The sequence below is a fragment of the Stenotrophomonas sp. genome (assembly GCF_032103445.1).
In the GTDB taxonomy this organism is placed as follows: Bacteria; Pseudomonadota; Gammaproteobacteria; order Xanthomonadales; family Xanthomonadaceae; genus Stenotrophomonas.
The window spans coordinates 87,353-100,982 of the sequence record NZ_DAMDFR010000008.1 but is presented as its reverse complement, the minus strand read 5'-3'; the positions used below and the strand labels follow the sequence as shown (position 1 = coordinate 100,982).

11 protein-coding genes are annotated in these 13,630 nt (G+C 66.2%); 1 reads left to right on the top strand and 10 read right to left on the bottom strand.

Features of this window, described 5'->3' with window-relative positions; all coding sequences use genetic code 11:
- The 7 genes from RT551_RS05300 to RT551_RS05270 all read right to left on the bottom strand — a co-directional run.
- Nucleotides 1–844 (bottom strand): septal ring lytic transglycosylase RlpA family protein (locus RT551_RS05300; protein WP_313456196.1); only part of this gene is annotated, 844 nt, incomplete at its 3' end.
- Nucleotides 841–1,986, bottom strand: coding sequence for a lytic murein transglycosylase B (mltB, locus tag RT551_RS05295; RefSeq protein ID WP_313456195.1), 1,146 nt, complete (start codon nt 1,984–1,986; stop codon nt 841–843). The genes RT551_RS05300 and mltB, both read right to left, overlap by 4 nt.
- A gap of 730 nt (nt 1,987–2,716) precedes the next feature.
- Complete coding sequence (gene rodA, locus RT551_RS05290; RefSeq protein ID WP_313456194.1) at nt 2,717–3,829, bottom strand: rod shape-determining protein RodA; 1,113 nt, start codon at nt 3,827–3,829, stop codon at nt 2,717–2,719.
- Complete coding sequence (gene mrdA / locus RT551_RS05285; RefSeq protein ID WP_313456193.1) at nt 3,826–5,901, bottom strand: penicillin-binding protein 2; 2,076 nt, start codon at nt 5,899–5,901, stop codon at nt 3,826–3,828. Before mrdA ends, rodA begins: the two co-directional genes overlap by 4 nt.
- A gap of 1 nt (nt 5,902) precedes the next feature.
- Nucleotides 5,903–6,388 (bottom strand): rod shape-determining protein MreD, encoded by a 486-nt coding sequence (gene mreD / locus RT551_RS05280; protein WP_313456192.1) that lies wholly within the window; start codon nt 6,386–6,388, stop codon nt 5,903–5,905.
- Nucleotides 6,385–7,464 (bottom strand): rod shape-determining protein MreC, encoded by a 1,080-nt coding sequence (mreC, locus tag RT551_RS05275; RefSeq protein ID WP_313456191.1) that lies wholly within the window; start codon nt 7,462–7,464, stop codon nt 6,385–6,387. The genes mreD and mreC overlap by 4 nt, the downstream gene beginning before the upstream one ends.
- 12 nt (nt 7,465–7,476) lie before the next feature.
- A complete protein-coding gene (locus RT551_RS05270) occupies nt 7,477–8,523 on the bottom strand; it encodes a rod shape-determining protein (protein ID WP_102947251.1) in 1,047 nt (348 codons plus the stop codon).
- 275 nt (nt 8,524–8,798) lie between these two features.
- Between RT551_RS05270 and RT551_RS05265 the strand changes: the two genes are divergently transcribed.
- Nucleotides 8,799–9,737 carry a carbohydrate kinase family protein gene (locus RT551_RS05265; protein WP_313456190.1) on the top strand — a complete coding sequence of 313 codons (939 nt, stop codon included), beginning with the start codon at nt 8,799–8,801 and terminating at the stop codon, nt 9,735–9,737.
- Between the two features lie 107 nt (nt 9,738–9,844).
- On the opposite strand, the gene RT551_RS05260 is transcribed toward RT551_RS05265, so the two are convergent.
- The 3 genes from RT551_RS05260 to ubiE form a co-directional block, all read right to left on the bottom strand.
- Nucleotides 9,845–10,576: a hypothetical protein gene (locus RT551_RS05260; RefSeq protein ID WP_313456189.1), complete on the bottom strand. Its 732-nt coding sequence runs from the start codon at nt 10,574–10,576 to the stop codon at nt 9,845–9,847.
- Nucleotides 10,577–10,670: 94 nt separating this feature from the next.
- Nucleotides 10,671–12,632, bottom strand: a complete 1,962-nt coding sequence (locus RT551_RS05255) for a M1 family metallopeptidase (RefSeq protein WP_313456188.1) — start codon at nt 12,630–12,632, stop codon at nt 10,671–10,673.
- A 184-nt stretch (nt 12,633–12,816) separates the two neighbouring features.
- On the bottom strand, nt 12,817–13,578 hold the full coding sequence (gene ubiE, locus RT551_RS05250; protein ID WP_282298174.1) for a bifunctional demethylmenaquinone methyltransferase/2-methoxy-6-polyprenyl-1,4-benzoquinol methylase UbiE: 762 nt from the start codon (nt 13,576–13,578) through the stop codon (nt 12,817–12,819).
- Nucleotides 13,579–13,630 lie beyond the last annotated feature (52 nt).

The window sequence follows — 13,630 nt, the reverse complement described above, 5'->3', positions numbered from 1 at the left end:
GGGGGCGATTGCCGGTGGCCGGCGATGCCGCCGGTAACGCGCCCACCAGCCGGTCCATGTCGCTGGGCCGGGCCGGTGCAGGTGCCGCGGCTGCGGTGGCCTGCGCCGCACGTTGCTCGCGACGCGACGGCCTGGCTGCCAGCAAGGGTTCTTCCCCGGGCTGTAATGCGCGCACTTCGACGTTGCCGGTACCGCGCTGGGTGATGCCCAGGCGCACTGCGGCGGCGTAACTGAGGTCGATCACCCGGCCGTCGTGGAATGGGCCGCGGTCATTCACCCGCACCACCACCGACTCGCCATTGTCCAGGTTGGTGACCCGGGCAAAGCTGGGTAATGGCAGGGTCTTATGCGCGGCGGTGAAGGCGTACATGTCGTACACCTCGCGGTTGGAGGTGAGGCGGCCGTGGAACTTGGACCCGTAGTACGAGGCGGTGCCCTTCTCGGCATAGCCCTTGGTCTTGTCCATCACCTGGTACTGCTTGCCGAGCACCACGTAGGGCGACTTGTTGCCCACCGGCGAGCGCGGCAGATCGACTACATCCGGTTCGGGAATGCAGGCCACGTCGGGCACGTACGTGGGGGTGCTGTCATTGACGCCGGGCTTGTACAGGCCACCGGCGCGATAGTTGCCGCGCGTGCTGGGATCTTCAGTGGCCGCCTGGTAGGGCGAGCCCTCCGGGCAATGGCTGGGCCGATTGCTGCTGCCCTTGCCCTGCACCAGCGCGCCGCTGCTCTTGCCGCTGCCACCGGCGCTGGCCGGCTTTTTCGGCGCGCTGCTGCATGCGGCCAGTGCCAGCACCAGCATCCCGACCATCAGTCCCCTGCTCTGCGCGAAGGTATTCATGCCGGCGGCAGCTCCTGACCGGCGATGGCCTGTGACAGCTGGTACACCGCCATCGCGTACATCTTGGAAAGGTTGTAACGGGTAATCGCGTAGTAGTTCTGGAAGCCCAGCCAGTACTGTTTGCCAGTGCTCGCTTCCAGCGTGACCGGGGTGGCGGTCAGACCGGCCGGCACGCTGCCGATGGGCTGGTAACCGCGCTGGGCCAGGTCGGACAGTGTCCAGGTCGGGGTCCAGTCGGTCGGGTCGAACGATTCACGGCCTGGGGCCAGGGTGGCCTGCACCGCGACCGGGCCGCCACGCACCCATCCGCCCTTCTTGACGAAGTAGTTGGCGATCGACGAGAACACGTCGTCGTAGCTGTTGAACAGATCGCGGCGACCATCGCCGTTGCCGTCCACCGCGAAGTCCTGGTAGCTGGACGGCATGAACTGGCCCATGCCCATCGCGCCGGCATAGCTGCCCTTGATTGCGGTGATGTCCAGCTGTTCGTCGCGGGTGAGTGCGAACAGGCGCGACAGTTCATCGCGGAAATACAGTTCGCGGCGCACTTCGCGTTCCAGCTTGGCCGGGTCGCCGCTGCGCGGGTAGTTGAAAGCCAGCGTGTACAGCGCGTCGAGCACGCGGTAGCTGCCGGTGTTGGCCCCGTAGCTGGTTTCCACGCCGATGATGGCCACGATCACTTCGGCCGGCACGCCGGTGCGTTCCTGCACGCGCATCAGCTCGTCACGGTGCTGGGCGAGGAATTTCTTTCCGCCGTCGATGCGCGCCTGGCTGATGAACATCGGCCGGTATTCGTTCCACGGCTTGACCCGCTCGGCCGGGCGCGACATCGCGTTGATGATGGGCTGGCGCACCTGTGCCTGTGCCAGCGTGGCTTCGATCTGCGCAGCGGGAATGTTGTAGCGGGCCGCGGTATCGCGAACGAAGTTGGCGCGGGCTACCTCAAATGGAACCGGGGTCAGATCCACCGGCGGCGCGGTAGCGGCCGCCGCTTCCGGAGCGGCCTCGGCCGGCCCTTTATGCCCCACCCCCGGCTTGTTGGGAGCACCCGACGCCTGCGGCGGCGGTGGCGGAGAAGACGGTTGGGTCGCGCAGGCAACCAAACCGAGCGTAAGCATGCAGGCCAGAGTGCGTCGAATCATCGCCGCAGGTTAGCAGGTCAAAGATGAAATAAAACCCCTAACACCATGAATCCCAACGAATTGCGTAGACAACCGCCAATTCATGAACCCAGCGTGTAGAAATGCATCCGATCATTCCCCGCCAGCCGGGCGATGTTCGTGTAGATCATTTCCGCGTCAGCCGGGCAAGCCCGGCTCTACGATTTCGCCAACCCTTATCCCGTCTGGTGGAGAGCCCCCCTTTGTTAAGGGGGGCGCGCCGAAGGCGCGGGGGATAGGAAACATGCGTGGACGTACCCGGTGCACCTTATGCGCAAGCGCATAAGGTGCGCCGGTTACGTCCCCATCCCCAACGGACGTAACCGGCGTACCGACCCGGTTGATACCGGTGCGACGTGCAACTCCCCAGCGCACGTCTCACCCCCTGTATCGGTTGAGTCAACTGCTATCCCGTTCGGCTCCCCTTCGCGCTTCGCTTGGCTCGATGCGCGGCTGCTGAACGGGCCGCCATTGTGCGTGCCATTTGCGACATGTCCATTGATCCGGATCAAGCGAATTCATTTTTGTGCACTGCATCGCACTTTATTGCCACTTTGTTGACGCGACATGCACCAAAAGCGACGGTTTGGAGGCGTCCAAACGGGGCCGAATGTTAATTTTGCGCAAATCACACTAAATCACAGACGCCTAAAGGCAGTGATTTGACGCGAGGCTTTGTAACTGTCGGAAAGCCGCCAGCACTGGATTTCGCTCAGCTGTAGCCGCCGTGGACCGGCTGGTGCGCGCGTGCGGCCATGACCAGGCCGAACCCTGCCAGCAGCGAGACCGCCGAGGTGCCGCCGTAGCTGATCAGCGGCATCGGCACGCCCACCACCGGCAGCAGGCCGGAGATCATGCCGCCGTTGACCAGCACATAGACGAAGAAGGCCAGGCCGGTGGCTCCGGCGAGCAGGCGGGAGTAGGAATCACGCGACTGCGAGGCGATCCACAGGCAGCGCCCGATCACCACCAGGTACAGGGTCAGCACCACCGCGACGCCGATCCAGCCAAACTCCTCGCTGAGCACGGAGAACGCAAAGTCGGTGGTCTGTTCGGGAATGAAGTTCAGGTGCGACTGCGATCCCTGCCCCCATCCTTTGCCATCAAGGCCGCCCGATCCGATCGCGATCTTGCTCTGGATGATGTTCCAGCCAGCCCCGAGCGCGTCGCTCTCCGGGTCCAGGAACATCATGATGCGATCCTTCTGATAGGGCCGCAGCAGCCAGATCCAGGCCACCGGTGCCGCAGCGGCCACGCCGCCAACCGCCACGCCGACCCACCACCACGGCAGGCCGGCCAGCAGCAGCACGAAGGCACCGCTGGCGGCGATCAGCACGCCGGTACCAAAGTCCGGCTGCAGCATCACCAGGCCGGTGGGCACACCGATGATCACCGCGCTGACCAGCACGGTGTTGAAGCGCGGCGGCAACGGCATGCGGTGCAGGTACCAGGCCACCATCATCGGCAGGCTGACCTTGAGCAGCTCGGCCGGCTGCAGATAGAACAGCTTCAGGTCCAGCCACTGCCGCCCGTACTTGCCGGTGCCGAGCACGAACACGGCCAGCAGCGGGATCATGGAAATGGCATAGATCAGCGGCGTGGCCGAGCGGATGCGCAGGATCGATATCCGCGAGATCGCCCACATCGCGCCGAGGCCGACCGCAAAACGCGCGCCCTGGGCGAACACCAGGCTGTCGCCCCCCGCGCTCTTCAGCACGGCCAGGCCAATCACCATCAGGCTGCCCAAGGCCAGGCACAGCACCCAGTCGAGGGTGCTGACGAAGCGCACGACCATGTCGGTCGCCCAGCGCAGGAATACTTTCATCGGCTGCGCTCCGGTGCGGGTGCGGACGGGGTCGCAGGGGCAGTGGCCGGCGACGGTGCGCCCGGCACAGGCGCAGGCGGTGCCGCCGGCAACTGGGTTCCGACCATCACCGGCAGAACCTCCAGGGCCAGCGCTGCCACATCACCGGCCTCGCGCGCGGCGGTGTCGCCGCCATCAAACGCGGTCAGGCCGATGGCCGTGGTACCGCGCTCGCTGTCCAGCGGCTCCATGCCGTCGGGCATCTTGCCCAGCAGCCACGCGTCGAACAGTTTGCGCGCGATCGGGGCCGCTGCCGAGCCACCATAACCACCGCCTTCCACCGCGATGGCCACCGCAATCACCGGATTCTCGGCCGGTGCAAAGCCGACGAACAGGGAGCGGTGGCGCAGGTGCATGGGCAGGCTCTTGGGGTTCACCGCGGCAGTGCCTCGGCGGCTGATCACCTGCGCGGTACCGGTCTTGCCGGCAATGGTGTACGGCGCGCCAGCGGCGGCGCGCGCGCCACTGCCACCCGGCTGCATGGTGCCCATCATGCCTTCGCGCACGGCCTGCAGATTGCTGGGCGTGGGGCTGATCGGCTTGCTTTTGCCGGCGGGCATGGGCACCCAGTCGGCATCGAAGCCCTCGCGCGACTGCATCACCAGGTGCGGCGTGCGCAGCTGGCCATCGGCAATGCCACCCACGCCGTGCACCAGTTGCAGCGGGGTCACTTTCCAGTCGCCCTGGCCGATGCTGACGTTCACCGTGTCGCCCGGGTACCACCGCTCCTTGCGCGACTTCGCCTTGTTCTGCGGCGACGGCAGGATGCCGCCGATCTCGCCGGTCAGGTCGATGCCGGTCGGCTCGCCGAAACCGTAGTAGCCCATGTAGTGATCGAACTTTTCGATGCCCATGTCCAGGGCAAGCTTGTAGTAATACGTGTTGACCGACTGGGTGATCGACTTGCGCAGGTCGGTCCAGCCATGTCCGCCACGGTTGGCGTCACCCCAGCCACGCGAGGTACCGGGCAGGTAGAACATGCCGGTGGACAGCACCTTGTCCTCGGGCCTGCGCACGCCGCTGTCGAGGCCGGCCAGGCCGATCAGCGGCTTGATGGTGGAACCAGGAGCCACGCCGCCCAGCACCAGGCGGTTGAACTGCGGCCGCGACGGGTTTTCGTTCAACGCCTTGAAGTCGGTGTGCGAGATGCCGTTGACGAACAGGTTGGGGTCATACGAAGGCAAACTGACCATGGCGAGGATCTCACCGGTGCGCGGATCCATCGCCACCGCCGAGCCTTCGAATTCGCCAAAGGCGGCAACCATGGCGCGCTGCAGGTCGGCGTCGATGGACAGGCGCAGGTCGCTGCCGGACTGCGCGGCCACGCGCCCGATGGTGCGGATGGCGCGGCCCTGCACATTGGTTTCGACCTGCTCGTAGCCGACCTTGCCGCGCAGCTCCTGCTCGTAATAGCGCTCCAGCCCGGACTTGCCGATGTGGGTCAGCGCCGCGTTGCCTTCGCCCAGCATTTCCAGGTCTTTGTCGTCGACCCGCCCGACGTAGCCGATGATGTGGGTGAACAGGTCGCCGTACGGGTAGCGACGGGTCAGGTAAGGCTCCAGCTCGACCCCGGGGTAGCGCCAGCGGTCGACCGCGAAGCGGGCCATCTCTTCGTCGCTGACGCGCAGCTTGAGGGTGACCGGCAGGAAGCTGCGGCGTGCCTTGCGCGATTTGTTGAAGGTCTCGATCTCTTCCGGACTGATATCCAGGATCTTTGCCAACCCGGCCAGGGTGGCGTCCATGTCCTTGACCTTGTCCGGGGTGATGTCGAGCCGGAACGCGGGCACGTTCTCGGCCAGCAGGCGGCCGTTGCGGTCGTAGATCATGCCGCGTCCGGGCACCACCGGGCGCGGCTTGATGCGGTTGGCTTCCGAGCGCGTGGCGTAGACGTCGTGGTCAAGCACCTGCAGCTTGAAGTACCAGCCGCCCAGGCCGATCAGGCAGACCAGCACGCCGAGGAAGCCCAGCGCGGCGCGGCGCCGGAACTGCTCAGCTTCGGCGTGGGGGTTCTTGGCCGGACGGCGCATGTACATGTCAGCGCCCGCGACGCCCGAAGCGCACGGCGTCAAGCAGCACGAACGCCGGCGGCCACAGCGCCATGCCCAGCAGCGGTGCCCACCAGTACGACCACGGCAGGGTCGGTTCGCCCACCGCGATGTGAACCACCGCGCTGACGATGCGGTCGTTGAACAGCAGACCGCCAATGGCGAGCATCTGCTGCGACATCGGGAAGAACCGGATGCGCGCGCGGAACCGCTGCAGGATGAAGGTCAGCATGACCAGCCGCAGTGCCTGCTCGCCCAGCACCCCGCCGTACAGCAGGTCGGCGATGACGCCGCAGCTGAAGGCCACGCCCAGGCCGACGCGTTCGGGGGCTTCGATCACCCAGTAGGCCAGCACCAGCGCCAGCCAGTAGGGGCGCAGCGGCTGCAGCAGTTCAGGCAGCGGCAACAGGCCCAGCAGCAGGGCCAGGATGATGCTGACCGGCAGAACCCAGCCTTTGTCGCGCAGGCGGCTCATCGGGTGGGTTCCTGCGGCGGCGTGGTTTGCGGTTGTGGCGGCGTCTGTGCAGGCCGGCCAACGGCCGGCGCTACCGGTGACACTTCTGGAGGAGAGCCCCCTTGTTGTTCAAGGGGGCGCGCCGAAGGCGGGGGGTTAAGGTGGGATGCGCGGGCCGATTGAGCCGCAGGCGCAATCGGCGGTTCGGCGGGGCCGCCTGGCGCGTCGGCGGGGAGGCGGAGGTTCGGCGGGATTCGAATCGCCGCGCCGGGCCTGAGCAACAACACGTCGCGGCCGCGGTCGAGCTTGGCCGCCGGTTCCAGCGAGCCGACCAGGAAGGCGTGGGTGTCGTCGGGGCGCAGGGCGGTGATCCTGCCGACCGGGAAGCCGGCCGGGAAGCGGCCGCCAAGGCCCGAGGTGACGATCTCATCGCCTACTTCGACCCCGGCACTGAGCGGAATGTCGCGCAGCTCCAGGCTGTCGCCCCGCCCGTACACGATCAGGCGCACGCCGTTGCGGGCCACGGTCACCGGCACGGCATGGTCCGGGTCGGTCAGCAGCAGCACGGTGGCGGTACTGCCGGTGGTGGCGATCACCTGCCCCATCAGCCCGCCGGCATCGATCACGGCCTGGCCCATGTGCACGCCGTCGCGGCTGCCGGCGGCCAGCACCAGGCGCTGCTTCACCGGGTCCAGGTCGATATCCAGGATCGGAGCCAGCTGCACGTCCAGGCCACTGCGCTCGGCCACGTTGAGCAACTCGCGCAACTGGGCGTTGTCCAGCGCGGCAGTCTGCAGGCGGGTCAGGCGGGCATTGGCGATCAGCAGCTGGTTGCGCAGCTCGCGGTTCTCGGCGACCAGCTGGCCGTGGCTGGCGGCGTTGTCCTTGACCTGGGTGCCGAGGCGGCCGGGCAGGCCCGCCAGCGCCCACACCGGCTGCACCAGCACGTTGGCCTGCGCGCGCGCGCGCGCCAGCCAGCCGGCCTGGTCGTCCAGCACGATCAAGATGACGGCCAAGGCCAGGTAGGCCAGCAACCGCAACGGGCTGCTGGCGTCTCCCTGGCGGGAGGCTACGGGAGGTCCGGCATAAGGCGGCACAGTGGGAACCGCTTATTCCGGCGCAAAGAACTCATTGCCGTGCATGTCCACCAGCTCCAGCGCGCGGCCACCGCCACGTGCCACGCAGGTGAGCGGGTCGTCGGCCACCTGCACGTGCAGGCCGGTTTCCTCGGAGATCAGGCGGTCCAGGTCACGCAGCAGCGCGCCGCCACCGGTGAGCACGATGCCGCGCTCGGCGACGTCGGCACACAGTTCCGGCGGGGTCTGCTCCAGCGCCAGCTTCACCGCGCTGACGATGCCCGACAGCGGCTCGTGCAGGGCTTCCAGCACCTCGTTGGAGTTGATCTTGATCATCTTCGGCACGCCCTCGGCGAGGTTGCGGCCGGAAATTTCCATCTCGATGACCTCGGCCTGCGGGTAGGCGCAGCCCAGCTCGACCTTGATGCGCTCGGCCGTGGCTTCACCAATCAGCATGCCGTGGTTGCGGCGCACGTAGTTGGTGATCGATTCGTCGAAGCGGTCGCCGCCGATGCGGACCGAGGCCGAATAGACGATGCCGTTCAGCGAGATCACCGCCACTTCGGTGGTGCCGCCGCCGATGTCGATGACCATCGAACCGCGCGCTTCGGTCACCGGCATGCCGGCACCGATGGCGGCGGCCATGGGTTCTTCGATCAGGAACACGTCGCGGGCACCGGCCTCTTCAGCCGATTCCTTGATCGCGCGGCGCTCGACCTGGGTCGAACCGGCCGGCACGCAGACCAGTACGCGCGGGCTCGGGCGCAGCACGCGCGACTTGTGCACCTTCTTGATGAAGTGCTTGAGCATGGCCTCGGTGTAGGTGAAATCGGCGATGACGCCGTCCTTCATCGGGCGGATGGTGGTGATGTGGCCGGGGGTACGGCCCAGCATCTGCTTGGCCTCGGCACCGACCGCGGCGACCGAGCGGGTGCCGCCGATGGCGCGGTCCTGGCGCACGGCCACGACCGACGGCTCGTTCAGCACGATCCCCTGCCCGCGCACGTAGATGAGGGTGTTGGCCGTGCCCAGGTCGATGGACAGGTCATTGGAGAACATGCCACGCAGTTTCTTGAACATCTGAGGAAGGAGTCCTGAGGGGTGTCGTGCCCGCCGCGGGATGGCGAAAAAATGGGCAGAAATCGAGGTGGACAAGCCTAGCAATCCGCCTGTGCGCGAGCAAGGAGAAATCTGCTGGAAAGCTTGTCTTCACGGCCATTCAGCCGATCCGGGTTACGCGGGGTTCTGGCCCTGAGGCCATTCACCCGTTAACCTTTGCGCCATTGGGTGCCGGACGGCGCCGTTTTGATGCCCGGCTGCCGGGCCCCCAGACCCCTTTCGCATAGGCTTATTCGATGTCCGCTTTGATCTGTGGTTCTCTTGCCTTCGACACCATCATGGTGTTCCCGGACCAGTTCAAGAATCACATCCTGCCGGACAAGGTGCACATCCTGAACGTGTCGTTCCTGGTGCCGCGCATGCGCCGCGAGTTCGGCGGCTGCGCCGGCAACATTGCCTACAACCTGCACCTGCTGGGCGGCACGCCGATCCCGATGGGCACGGTGGGTTCGGACTTCGGCCCGTACCGCGAGTACTTCCAGGGCCTGGGCATCGACCTGAGCCGGGTCAAGGTGATCGACGAACTGTTCACCCCGCAGGCGTTCATCACCACCGACCACGACAACAACCAGATCACCGCGTTCCACCCGGGCGCGATGATGCGTTCGTACGAGAACCACGTGAAGGACGTGCCGGGCGTGACCCTGGGCCTGGTGGGCCCGGACGGCCGCGAAGGCATGATCCAGAACGCCGAGGAGTTTTCCGCGGGCGGCGTGCCGTTCATCTTCGACCCGGGCCAGGCCATGCCGCTGTTCAACGGTCCGGAGCTGCGCACCTTCATCGAACAGGCCGACTACGTGGTGGTCAACGACTATGAGTCGAACCTGCTGCAGGAACGCACCGGCTGGGACGAAAAAGAGATCGTGAGCCGGGTCAAGGCCTACATCACCACCCGTGGCCCGAAGGGCGCGGTGATCCACACCCCGGAAAAGACCTACGACATCCCGCCGGCGCACGAACGCCGCGTGGTCGACCCGACCGGCTGTGGCGACGCGTTCCGCGCCGGCCTGATCTACGGCATCGAGAAGGGCTACGACTGGCTGACCATCGGCCGCATGGGCAATTTGATGGGCGCGCTGAAGGTGGAGCACCCGGGTACGCAGAACCAGCGTTTTACGTTCGAAGAATTCAACGAGCAGTTCAAGCAGCAGTTCGGTTACGCGCTGAACGGTTGATCGAGGTTGTGCGTGGTTGCCGGGCATGGCCCGGCACTACGGGGAATGTCGTGTAGGGACACGCCATGCGTGTCCACGGGGCGCCTGATTCGCGGGTGATTCCCCGCTCAATTCCACCAATTGGGCATGCGGCTGGCGTCTACGCCGCCGGTTTCGAAGACGGCGGTGCGGGTGCCGCCGGCCTTGACCGGGAATTCGATGCTGATGTTCTTGCCCTTGCGGGCCAGCTTCCACAGCGCCTTCTGGTCGGTGATGAACATGGCGATGGCCTCGTCGGTCTTGGGCCGCCAGGCGGCCATGCTGACCGGCTTGCCGTCGTCCACGGTGACCTTGACCGTGCACTGCGGGCAGCGGAAATCACCGGCCTGCAGCACCAGATAGGCGTGGCGCTTCCATTCGGGGTGGTCGCGGAACACCAGCTGCACCGGCTTGGGGCCGCTGCCGTCCACGTCCACCCGCTCCTTGCTGTAGATCGACGCGGAGATCTGGCTGCCCTTGGTGCCCACGGGCACCGTGTTGTACTGCCACAGGCCCTGCATGCGGCGCAGGTCGCGCGCAGCCTCGGCCTTGGCCTTCACCTCGGCGAAGCCCGGCTCGATGCGCGCGGCCACGTCGGTGTCCTTGTAGATGTCCAGCAGTGAGCCACCGTGGATGCGGGCCTTTTCCCAGTCCTGCGCCGCGACCGCCATGTCGTACTGCTTGGCCACGCCTTCCGCCTTCTCCTCCTTCGCGGCCTTGGCCGCGGCAGCCGCGGCTTCCTGGGCCTGGCGCTCCTTTTCCGGGTCGGTGCAGGCGGCCAGCGCCAGTGCGCAGGCGGCGATGAGGATCAATTTTTTCATGGGCAGGTCCGGTTTCAAGGCGTCGATGAAGTGTACCGAAACGAAAAACGGCGGGGTTTCCCCCGCCGTCTTCCTTTGCGCGCTACCGATGTTGTTACGGTGCCGGTGCCGGCGCAGGAGCCGCTGCCGGAGCCGGCGACGCCTTGTCCAGCATGTCCTGCACCGAAGCGGTGGTGATCGGGTGGTAGCCCGGCTTGGCCTTCTCGAACGCGGCCTTGGCAAACGCCAGCCCTTCCGGGGTCTTCACCAGTTCGGCGTAGATCGGCAGGATCAGCTTGCGACGGCCCACTCGCTCGATGAACGCACCGGCAGCTTCATTGGCTTCGGCATAACCGCTGCGGATGGCCAGCGGGTACCAGCGCATCGCGATCTCACCGTTGGGGGTACCGGTGAAGTGGTAGGCACGGTCCAGCGCCGCCAGCTGCTCAACCGGCAGGGTCTTGCCCATACCGTCGATGAAGTGGACCCATTCCTGGGTGCCCCATTCGCTGGTGATCTGCGGGCTGGGCAGCTTCTTGCTGCCTTCCCAGCTGATGCGGGCGGTGTCGACGATGGTGAAGTTGCGCGAACGGGCCTTGGTGGCGAACGCCGGAATACCCGGCTCGTCCAGCCATGCCTTCAGCTCGGCCTCGGTGACCGCACCGGGCTTCTTCGACAGCAGGTTCTTCTTCAGGTACTCGACGAACTGGTCGGTGTTGGCGCTCTGGAACGCATGGTCATCGAACCAGCTGCGCAGGAACGGATCGAACACGTCGCGGCCGAAGCGCTGCTCCAGGAACTGCAGGAACCACGAGCCCTTGACGTAGGCGACGTTGCTCAGCGCCTCGTCCGGGTCACGCTCGGTCAGCGGCGGCAGGGCCAGGGCCTGGTCGGCCGGGCTCATGTCCTTGACCTCGGCCAGCAGGTCGTTCTGGTCGATCTCGCGCTCCATCTCGGCCATTTCCTGGCCGTACAGCGCCTCGGTGATGCGGCCCTGCACGTAGGTGGTGAAGCCTTCGTTGAGCCAGATGTCCTTCCAGCTGGAGTTGGTCACCAGGTTGCCCGACCAGCTGTGCGCCAGTTCGTGGGCCACCAGCGAGACCAGCGACTTGTCGCCGACGATCACGGTCGGGGTGGCGAAGGTCAGGCGCGGGTTTTCCATGCCGCCGAACGGGAACGACGGCGGCAACACCAGCATGTCGTAGCGACCCCAGCGGTATTCGCCGTACAGCTTTTCAGCCGCACCGATCATCTTCTCGGTGTCTTCGAATTCCTTCGCAGCCTTGCCGACCATGGTCGGTTCGGCCCACACGCCGGAGCGGCCGGAGATCGGCTCGAACACCAGGTCGCCCGCGGCGATGGCCAGCAGGTACGACGGAATCGGCTGCGGCATCTTGAAGGTGTAGTCACCGTCACGTGCGGCCTTGGGGTCGTTGTCGGCGCTCATCAGCACCATCACGTCCGGACGCGAGGTCACGTGCGCGCTGTAGGTGAAGCGCACGCTCGGCGTGTCCTGCAGCGGCACCCAGGAGCGGGCGTGGATGGCCTGCGATTGGCTGAACATGAAGGGCAGCTGCTTGCCTTCGGTCATCGACGGCTCCAGCCACTGCAGACCCGAGGCGGTCGGGGCGGTGTGGTAGGTGATCGCGACCTTGGCCGGCTGCTCCGGGGTTTCGATGGTCAGCTTGCTGCCGAACACCTTGTCGGCGGCGGCCAGCGCGAACTGCAACGGCGCGGTCTTGCCGTCGGCACCCACGGCCTCGACCTTCTCAATGGTCAGCTCGCGGGTGTCCAGCACCAGCTGCTTGGCGGCCTTGTCCTTCCAGTCCAGCGTATAGGTGGCGGTGCCACCGATCTGCTTGGTGTCGAAGTCCAGCTTCAGATCCAGCGCCAGGTCCTTGATGACGACCTTGTCCGGCTGGGCGTACGAGCTTTCGTCATGGTTGCGGTTTTCAGCTTTCACGGCGTTGGCGGCGGCAGGTTGGGCGGCGGGCGCGGCAGTGGGCGCGGCCGGCTCTTTCGAGCAGCCGGAAGCCAGCGCAACGGCCAGGGGAATCAACAGGAACGGGGATCGCATGAATCGGGACCGGTCTGGGTGAAACCGCCAGTTTACCCCTGTCGCATGCTGAATACGGAGATAAGCCCTGCTGTCAATGCAGCGGGGCAAGCCCCGCTCTACGACAATTGCGGAATGCACCGTAGTGCCGGGCTTGCCCGGCACCGCATCAACCGCAGCGGGGCAGAGCCCCGCTCTACGGTGGTTACACCTTGTAGCCGGAGTGGATCGAGACGATGCCGCCGGTCAGGTTCTTGTAGTGGCAGCGGGCAAAGCCGGCCTCGCCCATCATGGTCTTGAGCTGTTCCTGCGGCGGGTGCTTGCGGATGCTCTCGGCCAGGTACTGGTAGCTGTCGGCGTCGCGCGCGAACAGCTGGCCCAGCTTGGGCAGGATCTTGAACGAGTGGAAGTCGTAGATCGGCTTGAACCAGTCAGCGGTGACTTCCGAGAACTCCAGCACGCGGGCCTGGCCGCCCACCTTCAGTACGCGGTACATCTCGCGCAGGCCAGCGTCCTTGTCGGTGACGTTGCGCAGGCCGAAGGCAATGGTGACCAGGTCGAAGCTGTTGTCCGGGAACGGCAGCGCCTCGGCGTTGCACTGCACGTACTGCAGGCCCGACACCAGGCCGCGGTTGGTCAGCCGGTCGCGGCCCACCGAGAGCATGCCGGCGTTGATGTCGCCCAGCACCACCTCGCCCTCATCCCCTACCCGCTCCTTGATCAGCGCGGCGATATCGCCGGTGCCGCCGGCCAGGTCGAGCACGCGGTCGCCGGGCTTCACGTGCGCGGTGGCCACGTAGTAGCGCTTCCACGCCCGGTGGATGCCCATGCTCATCAGGTCGTTCATCAGGTCGTAGTTGCGCGCGACCGAGGTGAACACTTCGCCCACCAGCTTCTGCTTGTCCTTGGCGGCAACGTCGCGGAAGCCGAAATGGGTGGTGCCAGTCTTGTAGGGGGATTCGCTCATGGCCCGATTATCGCACTGCCGGGGCATTCGCGGCACCCGGGGCAGCCAACCC